This window comes from Halobacillus trueperi, assembly GCF_003386945.1.
GTDB classification, from domain to species: Bacteria; Bacillota; Bacilli; order Bacillales; family Halobacillaceae; genus Halobacillus; species Halobacillus aidingensis.
Window position 1 is genome coordinate 34,872 of sequence record NZ_QUAE01000020.1, and the last position, 25,764, is coordinate 60,635.

The window sequence follows — 25,764 nt, forward strand, 5'->3', positions numbered from 1 at the left end:
AGGCGATGAAGCGAAAGGTTGTTGACACACCCGGCCCCTTTGCCATGGCTGGTGGTCAAGTTTTTTTCGCGGAGAATGTCTATTTCAAAAATGGGCGAAGAAGGAGGGAAAATAATGGCAAAAGAGAAAATTCGTATTCGTTTAAAGGCGTATGATCACAGAGTACTTGATCAGTCCGCAGAAAAGATCGTAGACACTGCGAAGCGTTCCGGAGCTAATGTATCTGGTCCGATCCCGCTTCCAACAGAGCGTTCTGTTTATACTGTACTTCGTGCGACTCACAAGTATAAAGACTCTCGTGAGCAGTTCGAAATGCGCACACACAAACGTCTAATCGACATTGTTAATCCAACACCACAGACAGTTGATTCACTTATGCGTTTGGATCTACCATCTGGTGTGGATATCGAAATTAAACTATAAATAAATCGTAAAGATAATAGGAGGTGTAACGGATGACGAAAGGAATCTTAGGACGAAAAGTCGGCATGACTCAAATTTTCTCCGAAAATGGCGAGTTGATCCCAGTAACAGTTGTTCAGGCTGAGCCAAACGTTGTTCTTCAAAAGAAAACAACAGAAAATGACGGTTATGAAGCGATCCAACTAGGTTTTGCTGATGAAAAGTCAAACCGCTTGAAGAAAGCTGCTCAAGGGCACGCTGATAAAGCAAGCACAACACCTAAGCGCTACGTTCGTGAATTCCGTAATACAAACCTTGATGACTTTGAACTAGGTCAAGAGGTTAAAGTTGATATTTTCGAAGCTGGTGACGCTATTGACGTTACAGGAACATCTAAAGGTAAAGGTTTCCAGGGTGCAATCAAGCGCCATAACCAATCTACTGGACCTAAAACTCACGGTTCCCGTTTCCACCGTCGTTCCGGTTCTATGGGGCAAGGTGCTGACCCATCCAAAGTCTTCAAAGGCAAAGGTCTTGCAGGACAAATGGGTGGCGAAACAGTAACTCTACAAAACCTTGAAGTAGTAAAAGTGGACGCTGAGCGTAATCTACTACTTATCAAAGGTAATGTACCAGGCGCGAAAAAATCTTACGTTAAGATTACAAGTGCAATTAAGGCTAGCAAATAATAAACGAAGGGAGGATATGTCATGCCTAAAGTAGCACTATTAAACCAAAGCGGTTCTAATGTTGGTGAAATCGAACTGAATGAATCCGTTTTTGGAATCGAACCTAATACTCACGTATTACACGAAACTGTGTTGATGCAACGCGCGAATCTTCGCCAAGGCACACACAAAGTAAAAGGACGTTCTGAAGTTAGTGGCGGCGGACGCAAACCATGGCGCCAAAAAGGTACAGGCCGTGCGCGTCAAGGATCTATCCGTTCACCACAATGGGTAGGTGGCGGAACTGTATTCGGCCCTACACCACGCAGCTACAGCTACACGATGCCAAGAAAAGTACGTCGTTTGGCACTTCAATCTGCTTTCTCTTCTAAAGTGAAAGAAGAAAACATCATTGTTCTTGAGAGCCTATCTCTAGATGCTCCAAAAACAAAAGAAGTTGCAAACATTCTAAAGGCACTAGATGTTAACGAGAAAGCATTGATCGTTACTGCTGAAGCAGACGAAAACGTAACTCTATCATCTAACAATATCCCTACAGTGAAGAGTCTTCCTGTAGAGCAAGTAAGTGTGTTAGACTTGCTAACGCATGACAAGCTGATCCTTACTAAGGAAGCAGCTGAAAAAGCAGGGGAGGTGCTCTCATAATGAAAGAACCACGCGATATTATCAAGCGCCCTGTCATTACTGAACATTCTGCTGATCTTATGGGAGAAAAGAAATATACGTTTGAAGTTAGCCCGAAAGCTAACAAAACTGAAATTAAAAAAGCAGTTGAAGAAGTCTTTGGTGTTCAAGTTGCATCTGTCAACACAATGAACCTAAAAGGTAAATTCAAGCGTATGGGTCGTTACGGCGGCTACCGCTCTGATCGTAAGAAAGCAGTCATCACTTTGACTCAGGACAGCGAAGAACTAGAAATCTTCGAAGCATAAAATACACGAATTGAAATATGAAGGAGGGAAATAAAGATGGCGATTAAAAAGTTCAGACCAATTACTAACGGTCGTCGACACATGTCAGTATCTGATTTCGCTGAAATCACAACTGACAAACCTGAACGCTCCCTTGTCACTCCACTTCATAAAAAAGGTGGACGTAACAACCAGGGTAAGCTGACAGTTCGTCATCAGGGCGGAGGCCACAAGCGTCAGTATCGTATTATCGACTTTAAGCGTGACAAAGATGGAATACCTGGACGCGTTGCTACAGTCGAATATGATCCAAACCGCTCCGCTAACATTGCACTAATCAATTATGTTGATGGTGAAAAACGTTACATCCTAGCTCCAAAAGGTGTGAAGGTTGGAACGGAAATTCTTTCTGGTGAAGGTGCAGATATCAAACCAGGTAATGCTCTTCAGTTGAAAGATATTCCAGTTGGTACAATCGTACACAACGTAGAACTTAAGCCAGGACGCGGAGGACAGCTTGTCCGTTCTGCAGGTGCTTCTGCACAAATCCTTGGTCGTGAAGAAAAATACACGCTTGTACGCCTGACTTCTGGTGAAGTTCGCTTGGTACTAAGCACTTGCCGTGCAACAATCGGTCAAGTTGGTAACCTTGAGCACGAACTAATCAGCGTAGGTAAAGCCGGACGTTCTCGTTGGAAAGGTAAGCGCCCTACAGTACGTGGTTCTGTAATGAACCCTAGTGATCACCCACACGGTGGTGGTGAAGGACGCGCGCCAATCGGTATGCCATCTCCAGTATCTCCATGGGGTAAACCAACTCTTGGATACAAAACGAGAAAACGCAACAAGCCGTCTGATAAATATATCGTACGTAGACGCGGTAAAAAATAACGGGATTGTCGGGCGGGCAATAACACCCGTCTCTCAATCGCGAAGGGAGGTTTATTCATGGGCCGCAGCCTGAAAAAAGGACCTTTTGTAGATGATCACTTAATGAAAAAAGTCGAGAAGTTGAACGAAGATAATAAACAGCAGGTCGTAAAGACTTGGTCTCGCCGTTCTACGATCTTCCCTAACTTCGTCGGACACACAATCGCCGTTTATGACGGTCGTAAGCACGTACCAGTTTATGTGACTGAAGATATGGTAGGTCACAAACTAGGTGAATTCGCGCCATCCCGTACGTTCAAGGGACACTCTGGCGACGATAAGAAAACAAAACGTTAATATAGAGAGGAGGCACTCTAATGCAAGCTAAAGCAGTTGCTAAAACCGTTCGTATCGCTCCTCGTAAAGCTCGTTTGGTAATTGATTTAATTCGAGGAAAAAATGTTGGTGAAGCTCTAGCTACACTACGTCTAACACAACGTGGCGCATCTCCAGTAGTTGAGAAACTTCTTAACTCCGCGATCGCTAACGCAGAACACAACTATGAAATGGACCCGGAAAACCTATACGTTTCCGAAGCGTTTGTAAACGAAGGCGTAACTCTTAAACGTTTCCGCCCTCGCGCTATGGGCCGCGCAAGCCAAATCAACAAACGCACAAGCCACATCACAGTGGTCGTATCAGAAAAAAAGGAGGGATAATCAGTGGGTCAAAAAATTAATCCGGTAGGTCTTCGTATCGGCGTAATCCGCGACTGGGAATCCAAGTGGTACGCTGGCAAAGACTATGCAGACTTGTTACATGAAGACATTAAGATTCGTGAATATGTTGAAAATCGTCTTAAAGATGCTGCTCTTTCTACGGTAGAAATCGAACGCGCAGCAAACCGTGTAAACATTACTGTGCACACAGCTAAGCCAGGAATGGTTATCGGTAAAGGCGGTTCTGAAGTAGAAGCACTTCGTAAAGCTCTAAACCAACTAACTGGTAAACGCGTTCACATCAACATCGTTGAAGTGAAAAAGCCAGATCTTGACGCTACTCTTGTAGCTGACAATATCGCACGTCAATTGGAAAACCGTGTATCTTTCCGTCGTGCTCAAAAACAAACGATCCAACGCGCTATGCGTGCAGGAGCTAAAGGTATTCGTACCCAAGTATCTGGCCGTCTAGGTGGCGCGGATATCGCTCGTGCTGAATATTACAGTGAAGGAACAGTACCACTACACACACTTCGTGCAGATATCGATTACGGAACTGCAGAAGCTGACACCACTTACGGTAAGCTTGGTGTTAAAGTGTGGATCTATCGTGGAGAAGTCCTTCCAACTAAAACTGACAAGTAAGGAAGGGGGAAAAGCATTATGTTAATGCCTAAACGTGTTAAATATCGTCGTCAACACCGTACTAGCTTAAAAGGCCGTGCAAAAGGCGGTACTGAAGTAGCATTCGGTGAATATGGTTTGCAAGCAATCGATCCAGCATGGATCACAGCCCGCCAAATCGAGGCAGCGCGTATCGCGATGACTCGTTACATGAAGCGTGGCGGTAAAGTTTGGATTAAAATCTTCCCTGATAAGCCTTATACTGCTAAACCCCTAGAAGTACGTATGGGTTCCGGTAAAGGTGCTCCAGAAGGTTTCGTAGCTGTCGTGAAGCCAGGGAAAATCATGTTCGAGATCGCAGGTGTATCTGAAGAGGTTGCACGCGAAGCGTTGCGTCTTGCTTCACACAAACTGCCGATCCGTACGAAATTCGTAAAACGTGAAGAAATTGGTGGTGAAATCAATGAAGGCTAATGAGATCCGTGAATTAACCACTGCCGAAATTGAACAAAAAGTTAAGTCTCTTAAAGAAGAACTTTTCAACCTACGCTTCCAATTGGCAACAGGTCAACTTGAGAACACTGCACGTATCCGTGAAGTTCGCAAGTCCATCGCACGTATGAAGACCGTTGCTCGTGAACGTGAGCTAGGCGTAAATAACTAATAGATGAGAGGAGGTCACCCTCACATGACTGAACGTAATAATCGTAAAGTTTATACTGGCCGTGTCGTTTCTGACAAAATGGATAAAACCATCACTGTACTAGTAGAAACTTATAAGTTCCACAAACTTTACGGCAAGCGCGTAAAGTATTCCAAAAAGTTCAAAGCACATGACGAAAACAACCAAGCGAAAAACGGCGACATCGTAAGCATCATGGAAACTCGTCCATTGTCTGCTTCTAAGCGTTTCCGTCTTCTAGAAGTTGTTGAAGAGTCTGTCATTATCTAAATAAAGTTCGCTCGGAGTTAATCCGAAGGGAGGTTACATGGTATGATTCAACAGGAATCTCGTCTGAAAGTCGCAGATAACTCTGGTGCTCGTGAAATCCAAACGATTAAAGTATTGGGTGGATCCGGCCGCAAAACAGCTAACATTGGTGATATCATCACTGCTACTGTGAAGCAGGCAACACCAGGAGGCGTTGTTAAAAAAGGTGAAGTAGTAAAAGCTGTTATCGTACGTTCTAAGAGTGGAGTTCGCCGTAAAGATGGTTCTTACATCCGTTTTGATGAAAACGCAGCAGTAATCGTGCGTGATGACAAAGGGCCACGCGGTACTCGTATCTTTGGACCGGTAGCTCGTGAACTTCGTGATGCTAAATTCATGAAGATTGTATCTCTAGCTCCAGAAGTATTATAAAAGCCTGAATGAAATGCCTTGTTAAGGAGGTGCGCGAAGAATGCACGTAAAAAAAGGTGACAAAGTAATGGTGATTACTGGTAAGGATAAAGGCAAACAAGGAACAGTCCTTGAAGCTTATCCGAAGAAAGATCGTGTTCTTGTTGAAGGTGTGAACGAAGTGAAAAAGCACGCGAAGCCTTCTCAGGAGAATCCACAAGGTGGAATCCTAACACAAGAAGCTGCGATCCACGTATCCAACGTAATGCCAATCGACCCTAAGACTGGTGAGCCGACACGTGTTGGTTACAAAGTCGAGGACGGCAAGAAAGTTCGTATCGCGAAAAAATCTGGTGAAGCACTAGATAAATAAGCCATAGAAGAAAGGAGGGCCACACGATGAACGAACTAAAGAAACAATATCAAGAAGAAGTTGTCTCATCTTTGATGAACAAATTTGAATATGATTCCATCATGCAAACACCAAAAGTTGAGAAAATCGTTGTCAACATGGGTGTAGGTGACGCTGTTCAAAACGCGAAAGCACTTGACACAGCTGTAGAAGAACTAACATTGATCACTGGACAGAAACCAGTTATCACAAAAGCGAAGAAATCAATTGCAGGATTCCGCCTACGTGAAGGTATGCCAATCGGTGCGAAGGTTACACTTCGTGGAGAGCGCATGTACCAGTTCCTCCAAAAACTGATCGCCGTATCTCTACCACGTGTGCGTGACTTCCGTGGTATTTCTAAGAAAGCTTTCGACGGTCGTGGAAACTACACGCTTGGTGTTAAAGAGCAATTGATTTTCCCAGAGATCGATTACGATAAAGTAAACAAAGTGCGTGGTATGGATATCGTTATTGTCACTACAGCTGACTCTGACGAAGAAGCACGTGAACTTCTAGCTCAATTCGGCATGCCGTTCCAAAAATAATGAGCTAACTATAAGGAGGGAAAATAGTGGCTAAAAAATCAATGGTCGCGAAGCAACAGCGTAAACAGAAGTACCAAGTGCGCGAATACACGCGTTGTGAACGCTGCGGACGTCCGCACTCCGTACTTCGTAAGTTTAAGCTTTGCCGTATTTGTTTCCGTGAACTTGCATATAAAGGTCAAATCCCTGGTGTCAAAAAAGCCAGCTGGTAAACCCGAAACAGGGAAGGAGGTTAATGAGTTATGACAATGACAGATCCAATTGCAGATATGCTTACACGTATTCGTAACGCTAACATGGTGCGTCACGAGAAGCTTGAGCTTCCAGCTTCCAACGTTAAAAAAGAAATCGCTGATATCCTTAAGCGTGAAGGTTTTGTACGTGACTATGAATTTGTTGAAGACAACAAGCAAGGAGTTCTTCGCATCTTCCTTAAGTACGGTCAAAACAATGAGCGTGTCATTACTGGTGTGAAGCGTATCAGTAAGCCAGGTCTACGTGTTTACGCTAACGCTGAAGAACTTCCGAAAGTTCTTAACGGTCTAGGTGTAGCCGTTGTATCTACTTCAAAAGGTGTATTGACAGATAAAGAAGCTCGTGAACAAGCCATCGGTGGCGAAGTTCTAGCTTACATCTGGTAAAAAAACAGATCAGACAGGAGGTGCAAACATATGTCTCGCGTAGGTTTAAAATCACTTGAAATTCCTGAAGGTGTAGAAATCATCCAGGATAACAACACGATTACAGTTAAAGGTCCTAAAGGGGAATTGACTCGTACATTCCACAAGGACATCACAGTTAAAGTTGAGGACAACGTTCTTACTGTAGCTCGTCCGAGCGACCACAAAGAACACCGTGCTCTTCACGGTACTACACGCAGCCTGATCGGTAACATGGTTGAAGGTGTTTCTAAAGGCTATGAGAAAAGTCTTGAAATCATCGGTGTAGGTTACCGTGCGCAGAAACAGGGTCAAAATGTTGTAATCAACGCTGGTTACTCTCACCCTGTTGAAGTCGATAACCATGAAGGTATCGAAATCGAAGTTCCATCCAACACGAAAGTAACAGTTAAAGGGATCGACAAAGAACTTGTTGGTGCTGTAGCTGCGAAGATCCGTGCGATCCGTCCTCCAGAGCCTTATAAAGGTAAAGGAATTCGCTACGAAGGCGAATATGTACGCAGAAAAGAAGGTAAAACAGCTAAGTAAGACTCATAGCTAACGTATAGAAAGGAGTGACCCTGATGATCACGAAGGCAGATAAAAATGTCGTACGTAAAAAGCGTCATGCACGCGTTCGTAAGAATGTCTTTGGCACCGCTGAACGCCCACGCTTGAACGTATATCGCTCTAACAAACACATTTATGCTCAGCTAATCAACGATGAAAGCCAAGTAACAGTAGCAAGTGCGTCTACTGTCGACAATGACTTCAACCTTGATGCTACAGGCAATGTCGAGGCTGCTCAAAAAGTCGGTGAATTAGTGGCTAAGCGTGCGATCGACAACGGTTATAAAGTTGTTGTATTCGACCGTGGAGGTTACTTGTATCATGGACGTGTGAAAGCACTAGCTGAAGCCGCTCGCGAAGCCGGCCTAGAATTTTAATAGTTAAAGGAGGGACATAAATGATTACAACAAACATCGACCCTAACAAACTTGATCTTGAAGAACGCGTAGTTACCATCAACCGTGTAGCTAAGGTAGTTAAAGGTGGACGTCGTTTCCGTTTTGCTGCATTGGTTGTAGTAGGAGATAAAAATGGTCATGTCGGATTCGGTACAGGAAAAGCCCAAGAGGTACCTGAAGCGATCAAAAAAGCCATTGATGATGCTAAGAAAAATCTAATCACAGTACCAGTGAAGAACACGACAATTCCACACGAAATCAACGGACGTTTTGGTGCAGGTAACATTCTTATGAAACCAGCAGCAGAAGGTACCGGAGTTATCGCTGGTGGACCTGTCCGTGCGGTACTTGAGCTTGCAGGTGTTCAAGACATCCTATCTAAGTCACTTGGTTCTAACACGCCAATCAACATGGTACGTGCTACAATCACTGGACTTAGCGAGCTTAAGCGTGCAGAAGACGTCGCTAAACTTCGTGGTAAATCAGTAGAAGAACTGTAGGATAAGGAGGGAAATAAAATGGCTAAACAGTTAGAAATTACCCTCACGCGCAGTGTTATTGGTAGACCGCAAGATCAGCGCTCTACTGTCAAGGCGCTAGGTCTGAACAAGATCCGTCAAACTGTCGTACTTGAAGATAACCCAGCGATCCGAGGTATGGCTAATAAGGTGTCTCACCTAGTTTCGGTTAAAGAAGTTTAATTCTACAAAAGATATAAGGAGGTGCAACGCATGAAACTGCATGAACTAAAACCTGCTAAAGGTACTCGTAAAGAACGTAACCGCGTAGGTCGCGGTATGGCATCTGGTAACGGTAAAACTTCCGGTCGTGGTCATAAAGGTCAAGGCCAGCGTTCAGGAAGCAAAACCCGCCCAGGTTTCGAGGGTGGTCAAATGCCACTTTTCCAACGCCTGCCTAAGCGTGGTTTCACTAACGTTCACCGTAAGGAATTTGCGATTATCAACCTTGATGCACTGAATCGCTTCGAAGAAGGCACAGAGGTTACTCCTGAGCTATTGCTGGAGTCTGGTGTGGTAAGCAACCAAAAAGCCGGAATCAAAGTACTAGCTAAAGGTTCAATCGAAAAGAAACTTACAGTGAAAGCTCACAAGTTCTCTGCTTCCGCGAAAGAAGCAATTGAAGCAGCGGGCGGTCAAACTGAGGTGATTTAATGTTCCGGACAATCTCCAATTTTATGCGCGTGGGTGATATTCGACGGAAGATTATTTTCACTTTGTTGATGCTCATTGTTTTTCGCCTGGGAACATTCATCCCGGTTCCTTTTACAAATAGAGAAGCCATCAATTTCATGGATGAACAGAATGCGTTTGGGTTCCTGAACACATTCGGAGGCGGGGCATTACAAAACTTCTCCATCTTTGCTATGGGGATCATGCCCTACATTACAGCCTCCATCATCATGCAATTGCTGCAGATGGACGTCGTTCCCAAGTTTGCGGAATGGAAGAAGCAAGGTGAAGTCGGCCGTCGAAAATTAGCTCAGTTTACCCGCTATGGAACGATCGTGCTCGCTTTCATTCAAGCCATCGGCATGTCTATAGGTTTTAATGCACTGGCTGGTGGTCAATTGATCGCTGATCCAGGTGTTACGAAATTCTTAATCATTGCTCTTGTCTTGACAGGCGGTACAGCGTTTCTAATGTGGCTTGGTGAGCAAATCACTGAACACGGCGTTGGAAATGGTATTTCCATCCTGATTTTTGCAGGAATTGTTGCTGCAATCCCGACCGGTGTCAACCAATTGTATGATCAATACATTTCCGGTGCCGGAGATGAATTGTTCATTAATTTGGTCATCATCGCTCTGATTGTACTTGTTATTGTTGCGGTTGTTGTGGGAGTCATCTTCATCCAACAAGCCCTTCGTAAGATTCCTATTCAATATGCAAAACGGTTGGTTAACCGTTCGCCAGTAGGTGGGCATTCTACTCACTTACCACTAAAAGTGAATGCTGCAGGAGTCATCCCGGTCATCTTTGCGATATCTTTCATTATCGCACCAAGAACCGTCGCTGGACTTTTTGAGAACAGCGAAGTCGCCTCCGTCATTCAATATATATTTGATTATCAAAACTGGCCTGGAATGATTATCTATGTTGCGTTGATTATTGCCTTCACTTATTTCTATACTTTTGTTCAGGTCAATCCGGAACAAATGGCTGAAAACTTGAAGAAGCAAGGCGGATATATCCCAGGAATTCGTCCTGGAGCCAATACGGAAACGTACTTGACTCGTGTGATGTACCGATTGACGTTTGTAGGATCCATCTTCCTAGCAGCTGTCTCTATCCTACCGATCATCTTGGGCTCGGCCGCTCAGTTGCCGCCAAGCATTCAAATCGGAGGTACCGGCCTGCTGATCGTTGTAGGGGTTGCCCTGCAGATCATGAAGCAGCTGGAAAGTCAGCTTGTGAAGCGCCATTATCAAGGATTCATTAAATAATTAGTGTCAAAGCTAATGAATAAATGAGAGCGAGGGGAACACGTTGAATTTAATTCTGATGGGTCTCCCTGGTGCCGGTAAAGGTACTCAGGCTGAGAAGATAGTCGAAAAATATGACATCCCTCATATCTCAACTGGAGATATGTTCCGATTAGCTATCAAAGAAGGAACAGCACTGGGCAAAGAAGCCAAATCCTATATGGACAAAGGTGAATTGGTTCCCGATGAAGTGACCATCGGAATCGTTCGCGAGCGTCTTAGTAAACCGGATTGTCAAAAAGGATTCCTATTAGATGGTTTCCCGAGGACAATCGCCCAAGCAGAAGCCCTTGAGAACCTCTTGACTGATATGGAGGAGTCTTTGGACTATGTACTTCATATCGATGTTCCTAAGGAGCAACTCATCGAGCGTCTTACTGGACGACGCATCTGCCCGACATGCGGTGCTACCTATCACGTGGTCTTCAACCCGCCGAAAGAAAACGGAAAGTGTGATCACGATGGCTCTGAGTTGATTCAGCGCGAAGACGATCAGCCTGAAACCGTAAGAAAGCGCCTGGAGGTCAATGTTGAGCAATCACAACCTCTGCTTGATTTCTATCAAGAGAAAGGGTACTTGGTATCATTCGAAGGTGACAAAGATATCAACGAAGTATTCCAAGACATCGATCAAAAGCTGGGAGAACTAGCTGAATGATTATTTGTAAGACTTCTCGGGAATTAGATATTATGCGTGAAGCAGGGCGGATCGTCGCCTTGACGCACCAAAAGTTGGAACAAAACATCCAACCAGGTATAACAACCGGGGAATTGGATAAGATTGCAGATGAATTCATACGCAGTATGGATGCAATCCCATCTTTTAAAGGTTATAATGGATTCCGTGGAAGTATCTGTGCATCTGTCAACGAAGAACTCGTTCATGGCATCCCTGGAGACAGGGTGTTGAACGAAGGTGATATCATCAGCATCGATATTGGTGCCAAATATAAAGGTTATCACGGAGATTCGGCCTGGACGTATCCGGTCGGAGCCGTCGATGATGAAACCATGGAACTGCTGAGAGTTACTGAGCAATCATTGTTTAAAGGACTTGATGAAGCAAAACCAGGTGTACGCCTTTCAAATATATCCCATGCGATCCAGAGCTTCGTTGAGCCTGAAGGCTTTTCAATCGTAAGAGAGTATGTGGGCCACGGAGTAGGGCAGGAGCTTCATGAGGATCCTCAAATTCCTCATTACGGCCCGCCAAACAAAGGACCACGCCTCAAGCCTGGTATGGTATTGGCTGTAGAACCGATGGTGAACGCAGGGTCTCGCTATGTGAAGACGCTTGGTGACCATTGGACGGTAGTCACTCAAGATGGTAAAAGGTGCGCTCACTTTGAGCACACCATTGCAATTACGGATGAAGGATATGAAATCCTTACAAAATCCTAAATGAAGGTGATCGTTTTTGAACGAATCTGAGTCGAGTCCGCGAATAGGTCAAATTGTTCGTATTGTGCAGGGGCGTGAGGCAGGACAGTACGCGGTAGTGATCGATGTACTGGATGGCCGCTTTGTGCTGCTTGCCGACGGAGAGAAACGTAAGTATGATCGACCAAAGAAAAAGAATTTGCAACATGTTGAGCTTATGGATTTCATCTCTCCGGAAGTCCAGGACAGCCTTCTGGAAACTGGTCGTGTCACAAATGGCAAGCTTCGATTTGCCGTATCAAAATATGTCAATGAAGCAGTGACTGATTTGAAGAAGGGAGATCAACTCGATGGCGAAAGACGATGTAATTGAAGTAGAAGGGACCGTCGTTGAAACCTTACCGAACGCACAGTTCAAGGTTGAACTCGAGAACGGTCACTCCGTTTTAGCTCACGTTTCCGGTAAAATTCGCATGCACTTTATTCGAATCTTACCAGGAGACAAGGTAACGGTAGAACTTTCCCCTTATGACTTAACAAAAGGACGTATTACGTACCGTTATAAATAAAACTCCGATCTTAAAGGAGGTATGGATGATGAAGGTAAGGCCTTCTGTAAAACCAATTTGCGAAAAATGCAAAGTCATCAAACGTAAAGGTAAAGTCATGGTTATCTGTGAAAACCCTAAGCATAAACAAAAACAAGGCTAAAACTGAAGGAGGTGCACGTAACTTATGGCACGTATTGCAGGTGTAGATATTCCTCGTGACAAGCGAGTAGTCGTATCCCTAACTTACGTTTACGGTATCGGTAAATCCCTTGCCAAAGACGTACTAGCTGAAGCTGGCGTTTCTGAAAATACTCGCGTTCGCGATCTTACAGAAGACGAACTAGGTAAAATCCGTAAAGCAGTGGAACAACACAACACGGAAGGTGACCTTCGTCGTGAGAACTCTCTTAACATCAAGCGTTTGATTGAGATCGGTTCTTATCGCGGAATCCGTCACCGTCGTGGACTTCCACTTCGCGGACAGAAGACGAAAAACAACTCTCGTACACGTAAAGGCCCACGTCGTACCGTGGCTAACAAACGTAAATAATAAGCAACACAAAGGAGGTAAGCTAACTATATGGCACGTAAAGGAAACACTCGTAGTCGTAAGCGTCGCGTGAAAAAGAATATAGAGACCGGTGTGGCACACATCCGCTCTACTTTCAACAACACAATCGTAACGATCACTGATGTTCAAGGTAACGTTATCGCGTGGAGCAGTGCTGGATCCCTTGGTTTCAAAGGTTCCCGTAAATCTACTCCATTCGCTGCTCAAATGGCTTCTGAAAATGCGGCGAAAGACGCTATGGACAACGGTATGAAAACTCTTGAAGTAACAGTTAAAGGCCCTGGTGCTGGTCGTGAAGCAGCAATCCGCTCTCTACAAGCAGCAGGTCTTGAAATCACGGCAATCCGTGACGTAACTCCAGTACCACACAACGGTTGCCGCCCACCAAAACGTCGTCGCGTATAATAGTTCTGAATAGAATTTGTCACCCTGTCTATAATGGGTTATGATAGCTTTTAATCATCACCGCCGTAGACAGAGAAAATATGCAGTTGTCTTTTTATCGGGACTGCCTACCTGAGGAATTTCGGTTAGACCTATTGTCTAACCGGGGTTTCGACGTTTTGAAGGAGGGTTTAGTGTAAATGATCGAAATTGAAAAGCCAAAGATTGAAACGGTCGAGATCAGCGATGAGTCTACTTTTGGTAAGTTCGTCGTAGAACCGCTTGAGCGTGGGTATGGTACAACTCTAGGGAACTCCTTGCGTCGTATCCTATTATCCTCACTTCCCGGCTCTGCTGTCACATCAGTTCAAATTGACGGGGTCCTTCATGAGTTCTCAACTATTGAAGGTGTCGTCGAAGACGTAACCACAGTCATTCTTAATCTAAAGAAACTAGCTTTGAAGGTTTATTCCGACGAAGAGAAGACTTTGGAGATTGATGTACAGGGTGAAGGAAAAGTTACAGCGGCTGACATTACGCACGACAGTGATGTAGAAGTTCTTAATCCAGATCTTCACATCGCAACATTAGATAGCAACTCCAGCTTCCGTGCACGTATTACAGCAGAACGCGGCCGAGGATATCGTCCGGCTGAAGGAAACAACCATGAGGATCAACCAATTGGCGTCATTCCAGTTGACTCTATTTTTACGCCGGTATCCCGTGTAACGTATCAAGTAGAGAACACTAGAATCGGTCAAACATCTAACTTTGATAAGTTGACGTTGGATGTATGGACGGATGGCAGCATTCGTCCGGAAGAAGCGATCTCTCTTGGGGCTAAAATCTATATGGAACACCTCAATATCTTTGTAGGCCTTACAGATGAAGCTCAAAAAGCTGAAATCATGGTTGAAAAAGAAGAGGACCAAAAAGAAAAAGTTCTAGAAATGACGATCGAAGAACTTGACCTTTCTGTCCGTTCTTACAACTGCTTGAAACGCGCTGGTATCAACACAGTGCAGGAACTTGCGAATAAGTCTGAAGAAGACATGATGAAGGTACGCAACCTTGGTCGCAAGTCACTTGAAGAAGTGAAGCACAAGTTGGACGAACTGGGCTTAGGTTTAAGAAAAGACGATTAATAGATAGAACACATCTAAGAGATTCAGATAAGGGAGGGATTATCAATGGCTAGAAAACTAGGACGTACAACTGATCAGCGTATGGCGCTACTTCGTAACTTAGCGACAGACTTGATCATTCACGAACGTTTGGAAACAACAGAAGCTAAAGCGAAAGAGCTTCGTTCTGTTGTAGAAAAAATGATTACACTAGGGAAACGCGGCGATCTACATGCCCGTCGTCAAGCTGAATCATTCCTTTACAATGCGCAAGCCGACGAAGATGGGGAGCAAACAGCTTTGCAAAAGCTATTCTCTGACATCGGCCCACGCTATGAAGACCGTCAAGGTGGTTACACTCGCGTGCTTAAGCTAGGCGAGCGTAAAGGTGATGGAGCGAAAATGGCGATCATTGAACTAGTTTAATGAATACCATGAGGGTTAAAGGGCAGGACTGAATCTCATCGCGAGGTTACATCCAGCCCTTTTTTTATATCCAAATAGAAGAAAATACCGTCTGGATGGGGTCGGTTTTTAGGTGACCCATCCTTCGGTTGATAGGAAATGATGTCATATTTCCTGGGAAATAGTCAGTTGAGCAGAGGAGGAACACAGATGGGAGAGAGACAAGTCGAGTTTCGTCATGTGTCTTTTAAATACCAGGAAGACATGCCCTGGGTGTTGAAGGATGTGAGCTTCACCATAGGTCCGGATGAGTGGGTGGCCATCATCGGTCATAATGGTTCAGGCAAATCGACGATTGCTAAATTAATGAATGGACTTTTGTTTCCTCAGGAAGGGGAAATTATCGTCGATGGAATGAAAGTGACACCTGAGACGGTGTGGGAAGTCAGAAAACAGGTAGGGATGGTCTTTCAGAATCCGGATAACCAGTTTGTAGGGACCACCGTCAGGGATGACGTTGCGTTCGGAATGGAAAACCACGGCATGCCTCGCGAACTTATGGTTGAGCGCATCAAAGAAAGCCTGGAAGCCGTCCGTATGGAAGCATATGAGAGGCATGAACCCCACCGGTTATCAGGCGGTCAAAAACAGCGGATTGCCATCGCCAGCGTCCTTGCTGTATCACCTGAATTCATCATTCTTGATGAAGCAACCGCCATGCTTGATCCAAAAGGCAGAAAAGAAATCATGAAGACCGTCAGCGACGTCCAGCAGGAAAGAGACTTGTCATTAGTGACGATCACCCACGACCTTCAAGAAGTGACATTGGCTTCAAGAGTGATTGTCATGAATGGTGGGGAAGTTTGGATGGAAGGGACACCGCGAGACGTATTCTCTAGAAAAGAACAGTTGACTGAAATTGGCTTGGATACTCCGTTTGTAAGTAAAATGGCTGATCACCTCAAAGAAGAAGGTTTGAGCCTATCTCGTGAGCCACTCAATCACCAGGAGTTGTTGGAGGACTTATGCACATCTCGTTTGAACATGTAAGCTATACCTATCAACCGAACAGTCCATTCGAACACAAAGCACTGAATGATATGACCTTCTCGATCGAATCTGGTTCTTTTGTAGCTGTCATCGGCCACACAGGTTCAGGGAAGTCGACACTGATTCAGCATTTGAACGGACTGTTGCAACCAACCGAAGGGAAAATTCATCTGGGTGATTATACAATTGAAGCCGGTGTAAAAAACAAACACTTGAGAGAGCTGCGTGAAAACGTCGGCGTTGTTTTCCAATATCCTGAGCATCAATTGTTCGAGGAAACAGTCGCGAAAGATATTGCCTTCGGTCCTCAGAATTTCGGAGTCCCTCAAGAAGAAATCGAACGAAGCACGAAAGCTGCGGTTAAGGCGACCAAGCTCCCTGAAGATTTGCTCGATCGTTCACCATTCGACTTGAGTGGTGGTCAGATGCGCCGTGTGGCTATATCGGGCGTGCTTGCGATGGATCCTAAGGTGCTTGTTTTGGATGAACCGACCGCAGGCCTTGACCCTAGTGGCCAAAAAGAAGTGATGGACATGTTCTATGACCTTCATCATGAAAAGGGATTAACGACCATTCTTGTCACACATAGTATGGAAGATGCCCTTGCCTATGCCGACTATATTCTGATTATGAACCAGGGGGAACTTTACAAAGAAGGGGCACCATTGGATATTTTCCGGCAGAAGGAAGACCTTGAGCAAGTCCAGTTGGATGTTCCGGAAGTCATCGCTTTCTTAAGTAAAGCGGAGAAAGAGTATGGGATTGAACTTGAATATAAAGGTCAGACCATAGCTGAGTTAGCAAAAGAATTAGCCCGCAAAGTGAGAGGGGGCAGCGATCATGAGTAGTTCTTTAATTATCGGTCAGTATATCCCGACAGATTCCGTGATCCACCGCCTTGACCCTCGTTCGAAAATCGCTATCATCTTCTTTTATGTTGTGATCGTATTTTTTGCTAACTCTGTTATGAGCTACGGGGTGCTTGCTCTCTTTGCTGTCGGAAGCGCCTTGCTTTCCCGTGTGCCATTCCGTTACATTATGAAAGGTTTGAAACCGGTCTGGTTCCTCATTGTGTTTACGTTCCTCCTACATTTGTTTGTCACGAGGGAAGGGGACGTCGCTTTTTCTATATTTGGCTGGGATGTTTACAGGGAAGGTCTCGTCCAGGGAGGAGCCATTTCGTTAAGGTTCTTCCTCCTGATCCTTGTGACTTCGCTGCTTACTCTGACAACGACGCCGATTGAAATTACAGATGCCATTGAGGAGCTGTTGGGTCCTTTGAAAAAAGTGAAGTTCCCTGTTCATGAACTGGCGCTGATGATGTCGATCTCCCTTCGCTTCATTCCAACATTGATGCAGGAGACAGAGAAAATTTCCAAAGCCCAGGCATCCCGTGGTGTAGATTTCCGCACAGGGACGTTAAAGGACCGTGTGAAGGCGATTGTACCTCTTCTAGTCCCTTTGTTCGTCAGTGCATTCAAACGCGCAGAGGAGCTCGCTATGGCAATGGAAGCGCGTGGATATCAAGGAGGGGAAGGGCGTACAAAGCTCAGGGAACTGAGGATATCGAAACTTGATATTTCATTGTATGTCCTGTTCGCTCTGTTAATCATCGCCCTATTCATGACAAGAAGCTGATGGGGAGGAACTTTTTATGATAAGAATTCGTATGGTCATCCGTTATGATGGAACGAATTACGCCGGCTATCAAGTTCAGCCCAATGGGAATACGATCCAGGCAGAGCTTGAGAAAGCATTAAGGAAAATGCATAAAGGGGAACAGGTGAAAGTGGTCGCTTCCGGCCGGACGGATGCACGTGTTCATGCGGTCGGTCAGGTGATTCATTTTGAGACTCCCCTTCACATTCCTATGGCGAATTGGAAAAGAGCACTGGGGTCGCTTCTTCCGGATGATATTCAAGTCGTTTCTGCGGATCAGGTTTCTGAAGAATTTCATGCAAGATATGATGCGAAGGGAAAAGAGTACCGCTATTATGTGCATCATGCTCATGAGCCTGACCTCTTCCGCCGTCATTATACTCACCACGTCCGGGCAGAACTCGATATCGTCCGTATGAAAGAAGCGTGCAGCCATCTTGAGGGCGAGCATGATTTCACCTCATTTTGTTCACCAAAGACAGACATTAAAGGGACCAAGGTCCGGACGATCTATAAAGCGGAAGTAACCAAAGAAGGAAATGACATTGTGTTTATCTTCCGGGGTTCAGGCTTCCTCTATAATATGGTCCGGATTCTTGTCGGAACTTTGCTGGAAATCGGCAGAAACGAACGTAACCCCGAAGATATAAAGCGGATCATCGAAGCGGAAGACCGTAACGAAGCAGGGAAAACGGCACCACCACAAGGGTTATTTTTATGGGAAGTGTTTTATTAGAAGGATTTCACCAAAAAAATGTGGTACTCTTTTAAAAAAACAACGAATCCAGGTGTGCATGCCCTTGACATATAGTTACAAGGTGTTATATTATATTCTATGGCATTTTATTTCTGTACCACGGTTAGCCCCGGAAAACTAATCGTATTTGAGATAAATGATAAAGTAGTAACGAAGTCTATGAGAAATCAAACATTTCAGGAGGGAAACCGATATGCGCACAACTTTCATGGCAAATGAAAACAACGTTGAACGTAAATGGTATGTTGTGGATGCTGCAGGGCAAACACTCGGCCGTTTAGCGAGCGAAGTTGCTGCGATCCTTCGCGGTAAAAATAAACCAACATACACACCACACGTTGACACAGGTGACCACGTCATCATCATCAATGCTGGTGAGATCCAACTTACAGGAAACAAAATCAACGATAAGATCTATTATCGTCACTCTAACCACGTAGGTGGTTTGAAATCTCGTACGGCTAACGAAATGCGTACGAAATACCCTGAGCAAATGCTAGAGCTTGCTGTTAAAGGGATGCTTCCAAAAGGAAGTCTTGGACGTAAGATGGGCAAGAAACTTCATGTTTACGCTGGCGCTGAACACAAACATGAAGCACAAAAACCAGAAGTTTACGAACTTCGCGGATAATCAAAGGAGGTAATCTTAGTGGCACAAGTACAATACTCAGGTACTGGTCGTCGTAAGAGCTCAACAGCTCGTGTACGTCTTGTTCCAGGAACTGGTCGTGTAGTAGTAAACAAACGTGATGCTGAAGACTTTTTCCCATATGAAACTCTTCGTATGATTCTGAAACAGCCTCTAGCTGTTACAGAAAATGAAGGTAACTATGATGTATATGTAAACGTAGATGGCGGTGGATTCACAGGACAAGCTGGTGCAATCCGTCACGGAATCGCTCGTGCTTTGTTACAAGCGGATCCTGAATACCGTACACCATTGAAGCGCGCTGGTCTATTGACTCGTGACGCACGTATGAAAGAGCGTAAGAAATACGGTCTTAAAGGTGCTCGTCGCGCTCCACAATTCTCCAAGCGTTAATCGATGCTTATACAAAAGACTCTCAACCGACTCGGTTGGGAGTCTTTTTTTATGTTTTACGGGGACGGTGAGGTCTTATATGACGTGCCTGACACCGATGGCTGATAAATGGTGCCAGGCACTGGATCTAACGAAACGGGTGCCTGGCACCGATGAAAGTAAAACCGGTGCCAGACATACTTGAAAGCATATGAATATCTGTAAAATCCTTATTCCGATATACTAAGGGAAAAGATATACGTATGGAGGGGTTCACATGCTTTTTCATGAAAAAGAAAACATCCATGTTACTCAAGTCACTTTAAGAGTCATGGATCTGAACCGGTCGTTGGAATTTTATACAAACATCTTCGGTTTTCAAATATGGGAGCGGTCCAGTAATGCCGTTTACTTAAGTGCAGGAGAAGAAAAGCCGCTTCTTGTTCTTGAAGAGGATAAGGATGTTATACCACCCAATAGAAAAGCAACAGGGCTGTATCATTTTGCACTCCTTTTACCAGAAAAGGCGGACCTTGCCGATTTGGTCAAACATTTGCTTAAGAACAATATCCAGGTGGCTTCGGCGGATCATCTCGTTAGTGAAGCCATTTACTTCTCGGATCCTGATGGGAATGGTATAGAAGTGTATATCGACCGGCCCTCCTCATTATGGGAATGGTCAGGAAATGAGGTAAAAATGACCGTCGACCCGTTGGATTTCGAAGAGTTGTTCCGATTTGAAACCAACGCCGGATGGATGGGGCTGCCGGATCGCACGGTCATGGGCCATATTCATCTTCATGTATCAGATCTTGCACAAGCGAAGCAATTTTATTGTGACGGTCTCGGATTCGATATAGTGAGCAGTTTCGGTGATCAGGCCTTATTTATTTCATCAGCCAATTACCATCATCATATTGGGCTTAATACATGGAAGGGTGCCGATGCTCCGGCTCCAGAAGATCAGGAAGCAGGATTGAAATGGTTTGATATTCATTTTCCTCAGGAACACTCAAGGAAAGAAGCGATCAATAGGATCCGGCAAATGGGAGCGTCTGTCGATGAAAAAGAAGGAGTCATCTACACGATGGACCCATCAAGTAATGGTATTCGGTTGCTTGTGTGAATTTGATCCCCAGGGTTCCTAACTATTAAAAAGCTTTCTCATGCCTTCACATATTTGTCCACCCTGTCCCATATAGTGAAAAAGGGAGGAGTATAAGGGAGTGTGAGGCATGCGAAAACCTAGGTTGAAAACATTTTTATGGTTAGCAGGGGTCATTGTACTGGTGTGCGCTGTGTCCTATCCGATTCAGGAGGCAAAGGATGCCTGGACGGTATGGTCGTCCCCTCTATCTGGGAAAGTGATTGTATTGGATCCTGGACATGGAGGACCTGATGCTGGTGCTTCTGGCAAAGATGGTACGGAAGAGAAAGTCATTACTTTGCAAATGGCTGAATACCTTCGTGATTATTTGCAGCAAGCGGGTGCACTCGTGTACCTCACCCGTGATGATGACAATGACCTTGCATCAGATGAAGCGGAAAAAGCGCGGCGCAGGCAAGCGGAAGATGTCCGAAACAGGGTTCAGTACATTGAAGAAAAAGAAGCGGATTTATACATCAGTTTACATTTGAATGCCATTCCATCTGAAAAATGGAGCGGCGCCCAGACCTTTTACTATCCAAAAAATGAGGAAAGCAAAACCTTGGCGAAGTTCATTCAATCTGAAATCAAGGAGAACATAGGGAATACGGATCGGGGAGCTTTTGGTTTGTCTAATATTTATATCCTTAAACACGCGAAAGCCCCAGGTGTTTTAGTGGAAGCCGGGTTTTTGTCGAACCCAGGGGAGCGAGAATTGTTAAAGGATAATGATTACCAAAGGAAAATGTCAGCATCCATCTATCAGGGTGTGCTCCGGTATGTCACAGAAAGAGAGCTTCCTTCTGACGACTGATTGAAGCAAATCACTTAGAAAGCGTTTCATATATGTTATACTAGCCATAGTGAAACATATTTCTAAGGATGGTGAACCGGCTTGTTGACAGAAGGAAAAGTACTAGAAATCCTCCATTCAATCGAAGACCCGTTTTTACATAAAACGTTGGAAGAAACCGGTGGAGTTGAAGAGATAAAAATCAAGGAAGAAAAAAATCATGTCAGCGTAAAAATATTGATCGGAAAGACAAATACGGCTGAACAGATGGAATTGCAGCAGAAAATTGTCAATGCGCTGAAAAGCGGTGGAGCGGCAACGGTCGGCTTGCGTTTCGACCAGCTTCCAGATGAAGTGATTCAAAGGTTCCAACCTGAAGCGGAGCAGGAGCAGGAAGCCTCTCTTCTAGGTGGAAATACAGGGACGAAGTTCATCTCCATTGCCAGTGGTAAGGGTGGCGTAGGGAAATCCACAGTCACGGTTAACCTTGCCGTAGCTTTAACACGCCTTGGTAAGAAAGTTGGGATCATTGACGCGGATATTTATGGTTTCAGTGTTCCGGATATGATGGGTGTTGAAGAACGACCAGTCGTTCGCGGAGAGAAGATTATTCCTGTAGAACGGTTCGGGGTCAAGCTTGTATCGATGGGTTTCTTTGTAGAAGATAATTCTCCGATTATCTGGCGCGGACCTATGCTCGGCAAAATGTTGACGAGCTTTTTCAAAGAAGTGGAATGGGGCGACCTCGATTACCTGCTTCTTGATTTGCCGCCGGGAACCGGTGATGTGGCATTGGATGTACATTCCATGCTTCCGTCTTCTAAAGAAATCATCGTAACGACTCCGCACCCGACGGCCGCTTTCGTAGCTGCGCGTGCAGGTCAAATGGCTCTGAAAACGGAACATGAAATTCTTGGTGTCGTTGAAAACATGGCTTATTTTGAAAGTAAAGAGACAGGGAACAAAGAGTTCGTCTTCGGTAGAGGAGGCGGCGTGAAGCTCGCAGAAACCCTTCAAACAGGAGTTCTCGGCCATGTGCCGCTTCAACAGCCTTACGAAGAAGAAGATGTTTTCGCGCCATCTGTCTACCAGGCAGATCATCCAATCGGTGTCATTTACCGTAATATGGCTGCAAAAGTAATCGATAAATATTAATATCAAAACACGCACTTCTCAAAGAAGTGCGTGTTTTTTGGCTTGTGGTTAGCCTTGCTGACTTTTTTCTTCTTCACCGCTGCTCCCGTTGCCGGATTGTTCTTCACTGCTGCTTTGCCCGCCTTGATCGGAGGACTCGGATTTCCCTCCGCCACCACTCTGCATTTTCTCCGCTGCTTTCAATAAAGTTTCGCTCATTTTCGCTTGGAAAACAGGGCTGTTCAAAGTTTCTTCTATCGTTTTCTGCAGATGCGAACGGAATTGCTGCCCTTCCATGACGGTAACCATTTCCTTCATCATTTCAGGGTTTTTATAAAGCTCAATCATCAATTTTTGGTACTCAGCATCTTTCATTAATCCTTTCATCAACTTTTTCTGTTGATCTTCAAGGACTTTACTGAACTCTTGGACGAACTTTGGGTCGGAGAACATTTTACTCCAAAAAGCTTTTCCTTCTTCAGATACGAGTGTCTGTTGGACAGCCTGCGAAACAACTTCTGACTCGAGGGCCATCTGTTGCTGCATTTTCTCATCAGAAAGGACTTCAGTCATCGCTTTCTTCCCGTCGTCCGATTTCAGAATATCAACGATCATCTTTTTCGTTGTATCATAATCCGTCTGTTCACTTGCACTTGATGCCCCGCTGCAAGCAGCCAGGAGTACAAGGAGTAGGACGGGACATAAGAATCGGAGTTTGGACATTTTGCATGTCCCCTTTCTTAAGTTCTCCTTACGTTTACTATCTGCGATTCGACAGAAATTATACGAAGACTGGAGGAAAAAAGCTCGGCTTCGTGGTAAAATACGGTGGAAAAGTCTTTTGTATAATAGGGGGAACTTCCGTGAATAGTCGTAAATGGGTAAGGTTGTTTTTAACGACCTTATGGATCGGCGGTTTGACGACGTTGATCATCAGTTTTATTTTTAAATATGATTCTTATGCTGAAGTGCTGAAGCCGTTGCAACTCTTTGAGCTCTTTGGCTTATTATTATTTTTTGCGGGTCTTGGATTTATATTCAGCATCATTAGTCAAATGGGTTTCTTCGCCTATCTGACAGTCAATCAGTTTGGAAAGGGGATTTTCCGTTCTTTATGGATCCCTGTCCAACTCTTCTTGATCGCTTTTACGCTTTTTGACCTCGTGTACTTTAGATACCAGGCAGCAGCAGAGGACGCATCCATCTGGCCATTTTTATGGACAGCCTTAGGTCTTCTTGGTCTCTCCATAATCGTTGCTTATATAAAAGCAAAGGAAACGAAGTGGCATGCTTTTATTCCTGCACTGTTTTTTATGATTGTCGTTACGAGTGTAGAGTGGGTCCCTGCCTTGAGAGCCCAGGGCAGTGATTATGTATGGCTTATGATTATTCCTTTGTTCATCTGTAATGCTTATCAACTTATTTTACTTCACCGTATAACGAAAACATCTGAAAAAGCTGCTTAAAAAAAACAACCACCGCATAGGAGTAGCGGTGGTTGTTTTTTTAGGCGACTATTCAATTTGAGTGGTTTCTGATTCTGCGCCGCTGACTAGTTCAGTAATGCTTACGAATTTCAGTCCTTTTTGTTTCAAACCGGGCAAGATGACCTCAAGAGCTTTTGCCGTCTGTTTTACCGAGTCAGAAGCATGCATCAAGATGATATCTCCTTCAGACCCCTCATTCAGAACAGTATCTATGATGGAGTTCGTTCCTGGGTTTTCCCAGTCCCTTGGATTAATACTCCATTGCACCGCTTGCATTCCTTTGTCTTCAATCATCTTCAAAACCTCTTTATCCATATGACCATGAGGAGGGCGGATCCATTTGATTTCTTCAAAGCCCAATTTTTCAAAAGCTTCCTTTGCTTGGTTCAAGTCTTGTTGTACTTGTGCAGGCTTTTGTTCAAGGTAACTTTCGTATTTATATCCCATCATCCCGATTTCGTGTTTTCCTTCATGAATAGTCTTAATAATATCGGGGTGACGCTCTGCCCATTCCCCACTAACGAAAAAAGTCGCCTGGGCCTTGTTCGCTTCTAACTGCTTTAACACGTCGTGGACCTTCTCTGTTCCCCAGCTTATATTAAATGTCAGTGCAACGTTCGAATTCTTATCGCTTCCTTGTGTCAAAGCACGGGGCTCACCTTCATTAGAAAAGACGGGGAGTTGACTCCACTGTCCGATCCACAAGAAAAGGGCACAAAAAAATGCCAAAGCCACCACAACTCCATAGCGTTTCATCCGCTCAGCTTTCCAAGTGTAGAAACTCATTGCACGATTCACCTTCCTTCCAATATGTTCTATACATATGAAAAAAAGGACAACCTATGCTAAAAACACAAGATTTAGGGTAAAAATATAGAGAGTTGTTCAAGGGAGGTCCTTTAAGGTGCATGGTTTAATGATTAATGAACAGGAACGTCGTGAAATTGAATACTTGTTAAAGAGAGAGATGGAAGAAATCACGTTTGACCTCGGAGACCACAGAATCGACCAAGGACTGAAAAGAGCGATGGAAGAAAGGTATGAAGTTCTTTTTCAGATCTTCCGAAGATTTGCAACTAGAGAAGAATGTCTACAGTATATGCCAAGGAAAAAGAAACAAAATTAACGCTATAATCATTTCAGCTTATCAATAATGCTAATGGTCAAAAACTAAGCCCTGGATGTAGATCAGGGCTTTTCCTATGCACCGTTGCTCATTGAAATAATTTTTTAAATGAATTTCTAAAAAAGCATTGCTTTTCTTTTTTAGTCTGTGATATATTATTAATCGTTGTCGTAAAGCAAAACAATGCAGCGGAAACGAACGAATTTCATTTGAAAAAAGTTGTTGACACTGCGGGGCAGACATGATAAATTATTACTTGTCGCCAAAACGACAGCAAAAAACATCACAAAAAAGTTGTTGACACAAACAACTGAAAGTGATAAACTAATAAAGTCGCTGACAAAGCGGCAAACAAAACATTTGATCTTTGAAAACTGAACGAACCAACCAGTACGTCAAAACATTTCTTCTTTATAGAAGAAATTTGAAACAAGCACATTCGGTGTGCAAATGAGCAAGTCAAACTTAACTTTTATGGAGAGTTTGATCCTGGCTCAGGACGAACGCTGGCGGCGTGCCTAATACATGCAAGTCGAGCGCGGGAAGCGA

General features: G+C 44.4%; 44 protein-coding genes and 1 rRNA gene. 43 read left to right on the forward strand and 2 right to left on the reverse strand.

The features are described from left to right. Positions 1-114: 114 nt before the first annotated feature. From rpsJ to DYE48_RS17385, 40 genes are all read left to right on the forward strand, one after another. The gene (gene rpsJ, locus DYE48_RS17190) at positions 115-423 is read left to right on the forward strand and encodes a 30S ribosomal protein S10 (RefSeq protein WP_089654435.1); all 309 of its coding nucleotides are present in this window, start codon (positions 115-117) and stop codon (positions 421-423) included. Between the two features lie 32 nt (positions 424-455). Beyond that, positions 456-1,091 (forward strand): 50S ribosomal protein L3, encoded by a 636-nt coding sequence (rplC, locus tag DYE48_RS17195; protein ID WP_089654434.1) that lies wholly within the window; start codon positions 456-458, stop codon positions 1,089-1,091. Between the two features lie 21 nt (positions 1,092-1,112). Continuing rightward, the gene (gene rplD / locus DYE48_RS17200) at positions 1,113-1,736 is read left to right on the forward strand and encodes a 50S ribosomal protein L4 (RefSeq protein WP_089654433.1); all 624 of its coding nucleotides are present in this window, start codon (positions 1,113-1,115) and stop codon (positions 1,734-1,736) included. Then, on the forward strand, positions 1,736-2,023 hold the full coding sequence (gene rplW / locus DYE48_RS17205; protein WP_089654432.1) for a 50S ribosomal protein L23: 288 nt from the start codon (positions 1,736-1,738) through the stop codon (positions 2,021-2,023). Before rplD ends, rplW begins: the two co-directional genes overlap by 1 nt. Positions 2,024-2,059: 36 nt before the next feature. Next, entirely contained in the window at positions 2,060-2,893 is an 834-nt protein-coding gene (gene rplB, locus DYE48_RS17210) for a 50S ribosomal protein L2 (RefSeq protein WP_089654431.1), read from the forward strand. A 57-nt stretch (positions 2,894-2,950) separates the two neighbouring features. After that, a complete protein-coding gene (gene rpsS, locus DYE48_RS17215; protein WP_035511685.1) occupies positions 2,951-3,229 on the forward strand; it encodes a 30S ribosomal protein S19 in 279 nt (92 codons plus the stop codon). A 20-nt stretch (positions 3,230-3,249) separates the two neighbouring features. Next, the gene (gene rplV / locus DYE48_RS17220; protein ID WP_035511684.1) at positions 3,250-3,591 is read left to right on the forward strand and encodes a 50S ribosomal protein L22; all 342 of its coding nucleotides are present in this window, start codon (positions 3,250-3,252) and stop codon (positions 3,589-3,591) included. A gap of 3 nt (positions 3,592-3,594) precedes the next feature. Next, entirely contained in the window at positions 3,595-4,236 is a 642-nt protein-coding gene (gene rpsC / locus DYE48_RS17225) for a 30S ribosomal protein S3 (RefSeq protein WP_035511682.1), read from the forward strand. An 18-nt stretch (positions 4,237-4,254) separates the two neighbouring features. After that, entirely contained in the window at positions 4,255-4,689 is a 435-nt protein-coding gene (rplP, locus tag DYE48_RS17230) for a 50S ribosomal protein L16 (protein ID WP_027953416.1), read from the forward strand. Next, positions 4,679-4,879, forward strand: coding sequence for a 50S ribosomal protein L29 (gene rpmC, locus DYE48_RS17235; protein WP_008636054.1), 201 nt, complete (start codon positions 4,679-4,681; stop codon positions 4,877-4,879). Before rplP ends, rpmC begins: the two co-directional genes overlap by 11 nt. Positions 4,880-4,903: 24 nt before the next feature. After that, positions 4,904-5,167 carry a 30S ribosomal protein S17 gene (rpsQ, locus tag DYE48_RS17240; protein WP_035511679.1) on the forward strand — a complete coding sequence of 88 codons (264 nt, stop codon included), beginning with the start codon at positions 4,904-4,906 and terminating at the stop codon, positions 5,165-5,167. A gap of 42 nt (positions 5,168-5,209) precedes the next feature. Next, a complete protein-coding gene (gene rplN, locus DYE48_RS17245) occupies positions 5,210-5,578 on the forward strand; it encodes a 50S ribosomal protein L14 (protein ID WP_035511677.1) in 369 nt (122 codons plus the stop codon). A gap of 40 nt (positions 5,579-5,618) precedes the next feature. Then, complete coding sequence (gene rplX / locus DYE48_RS17250) at positions 5,619-5,930, forward strand: 50S ribosomal protein L24 (protein WP_075038175.1); 312 nt, start codon at positions 5,619-5,621, stop codon at positions 5,928-5,930. Positions 5,931-5,956: 26 nt separating this feature from the next. Next, positions 5,957-6,496 (forward strand): 50S ribosomal protein L5, encoded by a 540-nt coding sequence (gene rplE, locus DYE48_RS17255; protein ID WP_115824707.1) that lies wholly within the window; start codon positions 5,957-5,959, stop codon positions 6,494-6,496. Positions 6,497-6,522: 26 nt separating this feature from the next. Beyond that, the gene (locus DYE48_RS17260) at positions 6,523-6,708 is read left to right on the forward strand and encodes a type Z 30S ribosomal protein S14 (RefSeq protein WP_035511674.1); all 186 of its coding nucleotides are present in this window, start codon (positions 6,523-6,525) and stop codon (positions 6,706-6,708) included. A 30-nt stretch (positions 6,709-6,738) separates the two neighbouring features. Further along, positions 6,739-7,137 carry a 30S ribosomal protein S8 gene (gene rpsH / locus DYE48_RS17265; RefSeq protein WP_089654429.1) on the forward strand — a complete coding sequence of 133 codons (399 nt, stop codon included), beginning with the start codon at positions 6,739-6,741 and terminating at the stop codon, positions 7,135-7,137. 30 nt (positions 7,138-7,167) lie between these two features. Continuing rightward, positions 7,168-7,704 (forward strand): 50S ribosomal protein L6, encoded by a 537-nt coding sequence (gene rplF, locus DYE48_RS17270; protein WP_089654428.1) that lies wholly within the window; start codon positions 7,168-7,170, stop codon positions 7,702-7,704. A gap of 35 nt (positions 7,705-7,739) precedes the next feature. Then, positions 7,740-8,102: a 50S ribosomal protein L18 gene (rplR, locus tag DYE48_RS17275; protein WP_074736217.1), complete on the forward strand. Its 363-nt coding sequence runs from the start codon at positions 7,740-7,742 to the stop codon at positions 8,100-8,102. A 20-nt stretch (positions 8,103-8,122) separates the two neighbouring features. After that, positions 8,123-8,623 carry a 30S ribosomal protein S5 gene (gene rpsE / locus DYE48_RS17280; protein ID WP_089654427.1) on the forward strand — a complete coding sequence of 167 codons (501 nt, stop codon included), beginning with the start codon at positions 8,123-8,125 and terminating at the stop codon, positions 8,621-8,623. 18 nt (positions 8,624-8,641) lie between these two features. Continuing rightward, the gene (gene rpmD, locus DYE48_RS17285) at positions 8,642-8,824 is read left to right on the forward strand and encodes a 50S ribosomal protein L30 (RefSeq protein ID WP_089654426.1); all 183 of its coding nucleotides are present in this window, start codon (positions 8,642-8,644) and stop codon (positions 8,822-8,824) included. Between the two features lie 30 nt (positions 8,825-8,854). After that, complete coding sequence (rplO, locus tag DYE48_RS17290; protein ID WP_089654425.1) at positions 8,855-9,295, forward strand: 50S ribosomal protein L15; 441 nt, start codon at positions 8,855-8,857, stop codon at positions 9,293-9,295. Beyond that, positions 9,295-10,587 (forward strand): preprotein translocase subunit SecY, encoded by a 1,293-nt coding sequence (secY, locus tag DYE48_RS17295; protein WP_089654424.1) that lies wholly within the window; start codon positions 9,295-9,297, stop codon positions 10,585-10,587. The genes rplO and secY overlap by 1 nt, the downstream gene beginning before the upstream one ends. A 43-nt stretch (positions 10,588-10,630) precedes the next feature. Next, positions 10,631-11,284, forward strand: coding sequence for an adenylate kinase (locus DYE48_RS17300; protein ID WP_115824708.1), 654 nt, complete (start codon positions 10,631-10,633; stop codon positions 11,282-11,284). Further along, positions 11,281-12,027, forward strand: coding sequence for a type I methionyl aminopeptidase (gene map, locus DYE48_RS17305; RefSeq protein ID WP_115824709.1), 747 nt, complete (start codon positions 11,281-11,283; stop codon positions 12,025-12,027). Before DYE48_RS17300 ends, map begins: the two co-directional genes overlap by 4 nt. A gap of 16 nt (positions 12,028-12,043) precedes the next feature. After that, positions 12,044-12,379 (forward strand): KOW domain-containing RNA-binding protein, encoded by a 336-nt coding sequence (locus DYE48_RS17310; protein WP_035511657.1) that lies wholly within the window; start codon positions 12,044-12,046, stop codon positions 12,377-12,379. Continuing rightward, the gene (gene infA, locus DYE48_RS17315) at positions 12,357-12,575 is read left to right on the forward strand and encodes a translation initiation factor IF-1 (RefSeq protein ID WP_008636026.1); all 219 of its coding nucleotides are present in this window, start codon (positions 12,357-12,359) and stop codon (positions 12,573-12,575) included. The genes DYE48_RS17310 and infA overlap by 23 nt, the downstream gene beginning before the upstream one ends. A gap of 28 nt (positions 12,576-12,603) precedes the next feature. Beyond that, positions 12,604-12,717, forward strand: coding sequence for a 50S ribosomal protein L36 (gene rpmJ, locus DYE48_RS17320; RefSeq protein ID WP_002509257.1), 114 nt, complete (start codon positions 12,604-12,606; stop codon positions 12,715-12,717). A gap of 24 nt (positions 12,718-12,741) precedes the next feature. Continuing rightward, positions 12,742-13,107, forward strand: coding sequence for a 30S ribosomal protein S13 (rpsM, locus tag DYE48_RS17325; RefSeq protein WP_089654421.1), 366 nt, complete (start codon positions 12,742-12,744; stop codon positions 13,105-13,107). A 30-nt stretch (positions 13,108-13,137) separates the two neighbouring features. After that, on the forward strand, positions 13,138-13,533 hold the full coding sequence (rpsK, locus tag DYE48_RS17330; protein ID WP_089654420.1) for a 30S ribosomal protein S11: 396 nt from the start codon (positions 13,138-13,140) through the stop codon (positions 13,531-13,533). A 179-nt stretch (positions 13,534-13,712) separates the two neighbouring features. Continuing rightward, a complete protein-coding gene (locus DYE48_RS17335; RefSeq protein WP_089654419.1) occupies positions 13,713-14,657 on the forward strand; it encodes a DNA-directed RNA polymerase subunit alpha in 945 nt (314 codons plus the stop codon). Between the two features lie 45 nt (positions 14,658-14,702). After that, positions 14,703-15,062, forward strand: a complete 360-nt coding sequence (gene rplQ, locus DYE48_RS17340) for a 50S ribosomal protein L17 (protein WP_115824710.1) — start codon at positions 14,703-14,705, stop codon at positions 15,060-15,062. A 189-nt stretch (positions 15,063-15,251) separates the two neighbouring features. After that, positions 15,252-16,091 (forward strand): energy-coupling factor ABC transporter ATP-binding protein, encoded by an 840-nt coding sequence (locus DYE48_RS17345; protein WP_089654417.1) that lies wholly within the window; start codon positions 15,252-15,254, stop codon positions 16,089-16,091. Next, entirely contained in the window at positions 16,067-16,939 is an 873-nt protein-coding gene (locus DYE48_RS17350; RefSeq protein WP_115824711.1) for an energy-coupling factor ABC transporter ATP-binding protein, read from the forward strand. The genes DYE48_RS17345 and DYE48_RS17350 overlap by 25 nt, the downstream gene beginning before the upstream one ends. Next, positions 16,932-17,729 carry an energy-coupling factor transporter transmembrane component T family protein gene (locus DYE48_RS17355; protein ID WP_115824712.1) on the forward strand — a complete coding sequence of 266 codons (798 nt, stop codon included), beginning with the start codon at positions 16,932-16,934 and terminating at the stop codon, positions 17,727-17,729. Before DYE48_RS17350 ends, DYE48_RS17355 begins: the two co-directional genes overlap by 8 nt. Before the next feature lie 16 nt (positions 17,730-17,745). Then, entirely contained in the window at positions 17,746-18,486 is a 741-nt protein-coding gene (gene truA, locus DYE48_RS17360) for a tRNA pseudouridine(38-40) synthase TruA (protein ID WP_115824713.1), read from the forward strand. 214 nt (positions 18,487-18,700) lie between these two features. Beyond that, a complete protein-coding gene (gene rplM, locus DYE48_RS17365; RefSeq protein WP_075038156.1) occupies positions 18,701-19,138 on the forward strand; it encodes a 50S ribosomal protein L13 in 438 nt (145 codons plus the stop codon). Positions 19,139-19,156: 18 nt separating this feature from the next. Further along, positions 19,157-19,549: a 30S ribosomal protein S9 gene (rpsI, locus tag DYE48_RS17370; protein ID WP_115824714.1), complete on the forward strand. Its 393-nt coding sequence runs from the start codon at positions 19,157-19,159 to the stop codon at positions 19,547-19,549. A gap of 256 nt (positions 19,550-19,805) precedes the next feature. Next, a complete protein-coding gene (locus tag DYE48_RS17375) occupies positions 19,806-20,654 on the forward strand; it encodes a VOC family protein (RefSeq protein ID WP_115824715.1) in 849 nt (282 codons plus the stop codon). A 109-nt stretch (positions 20,655-20,763) separates the two neighbouring features. Further along, positions 20,764-21,489 (forward strand): N-acetylmuramoyl-L-alanine amidase CwlD, encoded by a 726-nt coding sequence (gene cwlD / locus DYE48_RS17380; protein WP_115824716.1) that lies wholly within the window; start codon positions 20,764-20,766, stop codon positions 21,487-21,489. An 81-nt stretch (positions 21,490-21,570) separates the two neighbouring features. Then, on the forward strand, positions 21,571-22,623 hold the full coding sequence (locus tag DYE48_RS17385) for an Mrp/NBP35 family ATP-binding protein (RefSeq protein ID WP_089654411.1): 1,053 nt from the start codon (positions 21,571-21,573) through the stop codon (positions 22,621-22,623). A 48-nt stretch (positions 22,624-22,671) separates the two neighbouring features. Here DYE48_RS17385 and gerD read toward each other — a convergent pair whose 3' ends face one another. Further along, positions 22,672-23,325, reverse strand: a complete 654-nt coding sequence (gene gerD, locus DYE48_RS17390) for a spore germination lipoprotein GerD (protein WP_115824717.1) — start codon at positions 23,323-23,325, stop codon at positions 22,672-22,674. A gap of 140 nt (positions 23,326-23,465) precedes the next feature. Between gerD and DYE48_RS17395 the strand changes: the two genes are divergently transcribed. Next, complete coding sequence (locus tag DYE48_RS17395; RefSeq protein ID WP_089654409.1) at positions 23,466-24,068, forward strand: KinB-signaling pathway activation protein; 603 nt, start codon at positions 23,466-23,468, stop codon at positions 24,066-24,068. 48 nt (positions 24,069-24,116) lie between these two features. On the opposite strand, the gene pdaB is transcribed toward DYE48_RS17395, so the two are convergent. Then, positions 24,117-24,875: a polysaccharide deacetylase family sporulation protein PdaB gene (gene pdaB / locus DYE48_RS17400; protein ID WP_115824718.1), complete on the reverse strand. Its 759-nt coding sequence runs from the start codon at positions 24,873-24,875 to the stop codon at positions 24,117-24,119. A 118-nt stretch (positions 24,876-24,993) separates the two neighbouring features. Between pdaB and DYE48_RS17405 the strand changes: the two genes are divergently transcribed. Together DYE48_RS17405 and DYE48_RS17410 are read left to right on the forward strand one after the other, a co-directional pair. Continuing rightward, positions 24,994-25,215 carry a hypothetical protein gene (locus tag DYE48_RS17405; protein WP_089654407.1) on the forward strand — a complete coding sequence of 74 codons (222 nt, stop codon included), beginning with the start codon at positions 24,994-24,996 and terminating at the stop codon, positions 25,213-25,215. A gap of 471 nt (positions 25,216-25,686) precedes the next feature. Beyond that, positions 25,687-25,764: ribosomal RNA gene (locus tag DYE48_RS17410) — 16S ribosomal RNA — on the forward strand; the annotation flags it as partial.

Coding starts and splice junctions, on each gene's coding strand:
- rpsJ (WP_089654435.1), top strand. CDS start 115: ATGGCAAAAGAGAAAATTCGTATTCGTTTAAAGGCGTATGATCACAGA.
- rplC (WP_089654434.1), top strand. CDS start 456: ATGACGAAAGGAATCTTAGGACGAAAAGTCGGCATGACTCAAATTTTC.
- rplD (WP_089654433.1), top strand. CDS start 1,113: ATGCCTAAAGTAGCACTATTAAACCAAAGCGGTTCTAATGTTGGTGAA.
- rplW (WP_089654432.1), top strand. CDS start 1,736: ATGAAAGAACCACGCGATATTATCAAGCGCCCTGTCATTACTGAACAT.
- rplB (WP_089654431.1), top strand. CDS start 2,060: ATGGCGATTAAAAAGTTCAGACCAATTACTAACGGTCGTCGACACATG.
- rpsS (WP_035511685.1), top strand. CDS start 2,951: ATGGGCCGCAGCCTGAAAAAAGGACCTTTTGTAGATGATCACTTAATG.
- rplV (WP_035511684.1), top strand. CDS start 3,250: ATGCAAGCTAAAGCAGTTGCTAAAACCGTTCGTATCGCTCCTCGTAAA.
- rplP (WP_027953416.1), top strand. CDS start 4,255: ATGTTAATGCCTAAACGTGTTAAATATCGTCGTCAACACCGTACTAGC.
- rpmC (WP_008636054.1), top strand. CDS start 4,679: ATGAAGGCTAATGAGATCCGTGAATTAACCACTGCCGAAATTGAACAA.
- rpsQ (WP_035511679.1), top strand. CDS start 4,904: ATGACTGAACGTAATAATCGTAAAGTTTATACTGGCCGTGTCGTTTCT.
- rplN (WP_035511677.1), top strand. CDS start 5,210: ATGATTCAACAGGAATCTCGTCTGAAAGTCGCAGATAACTCTGGTGCT.
- rplX (WP_075038175.1), top strand. CDS start 5,619: ATGCACGTAAAAAAAGGTGACAAAGTAATGGTGATTACTGGTAAGGAT.
- rplE (WP_115824707.1), top strand. CDS start 5,957: ATGAACGAACTAAAGAAACAATATCAAGAAGAAGTTGTCTCATCTTTG.
- rpsH (WP_089654429.1), top strand. CDS start 6,739: ATGACAATGACAGATCCAATTGCAGATATGCTTACACGTATTCGTAAC.
- rplF (WP_089654428.1), top strand. CDS start 7,168: ATGTCTCGCGTAGGTTTAAAATCACTTGAAATTCCTGAAGGTGTAGAA.
- rplR (WP_074736217.1), top strand. CDS start 7,740: ATGATCACGAAGGCAGATAAAAATGTCGTACGTAAAAAGCGTCATGCA.
- rpsE (WP_089654427.1), top strand. CDS start 8,123: ATGATTACAACAAACATCGACCCTAACAAACTTGATCTTGAAGAACGC.
- rpmD (WP_089654426.1), top strand. CDS start 8,642: ATGGCTAAACAGTTAGAAATTACCCTCACGCGCAGTGTTATTGGTAGA.
- rplO (WP_089654425.1), top strand. CDS start 8,855: ATGAAACTGCATGAACTAAAACCTGCTAAAGGTACTCGTAAAGAACGT.
- secY (WP_089654424.1), top strand. CDS start 9,295: ATGTTCCGGACAATCTCCAATTTTATGCGCGTGGGTGATATTCGACGG.
- map (WP_115824709.1), top strand. CDS start 11,281: ATGATTATTTGTAAGACTTCTCGGGAATTAGATATTATGCGTGAAGCA.
- infA (WP_008636026.1), top strand. CDS start 12,357: ATGGCGAAAGACGATGTAATTGAAGTAGAAGGGACCGTCGTTGAAACC.
- rpmJ (WP_002509257.1), top strand. CDS start 12,604: ATGAAGGTAAGGCCTTCTGTAAAACCAATTTGCGAAAAATGCAAAGTC.
- rpsM (WP_089654421.1), top strand. CDS start 12,742: ATGGCACGTATTGCAGGTGTAGATATTCCTCGTGACAAGCGAGTAGTC.
- rpsK (WP_089654420.1), top strand. CDS start 13,138: ATGGCACGTAAAGGAAACACTCGTAGTCGTAAGCGTCGCGTGAAAAAG.
- DYE48_RS17335 (WP_089654419.1), top strand. CDS start 13,713: ATGATCGAAATTGAAAAGCCAAAGATTGAAACGGTCGAGATCAGCGAT.
- rplQ (WP_115824710.1), top strand. CDS start 14,703: ATGGCTAGAAAACTAGGACGTACAACTGATCAGCGTATGGCGCTACTT.
- DYE48_RS17345 (WP_089654417.1), top strand. CDS start 15,252: ATGGGAGAGAGACAAGTCGAGTTTCGTCATGTGTCTTTTAAATACCAG.
- DYE48_RS17350 (WP_115824711.1), top strand. CDS start 16,067: ATGCACATCTCGTTTGAACATGTAAGCTATACCTATCAACCGAACAGT.
- DYE48_RS17355 (WP_115824712.1), top strand. CDS start 16,932: ATGAGTAGTTCTTTAATTATCGGTCAGTATATCCCGACAGATTCCGTG.
- truA (WP_115824713.1), top strand. CDS start 17,746: ATGATAAGAATTCGTATGGTCATCCGTTATGATGGAACGAATTACGCC.
- rplM (WP_075038156.1), top strand. CDS start 18,701: ATGCGCACAACTTTCATGGCAAATGAAAACAACGTTGAACGTAAATGG.
- DYE48_RS17375 (WP_115824715.1), top strand. CDS start 19,806: ATGCTTTTTCATGAAAAAGAAAACATCCATGTTACTCAAGTCACTTTA.
- cwlD (WP_115824716.1), top strand. CDS start 20,764: ATGCGAAAACCTAGGTTGAAAACATTTTTATGGTTAGCAGGGGTCATT.
- gerD (WP_115824717.1), bottom strand. CDS start 23,325: ATGTCCAAACTCCGATTCTTATGTCCCGTCCTACTCCTTGTACTCCTG.
- pdaB (WP_115824718.1), bottom strand. CDS start 24,875: ATGAGTTTCTACACTTGGAAAGCTGAGCGGATGAAACGCTATGGAGTT.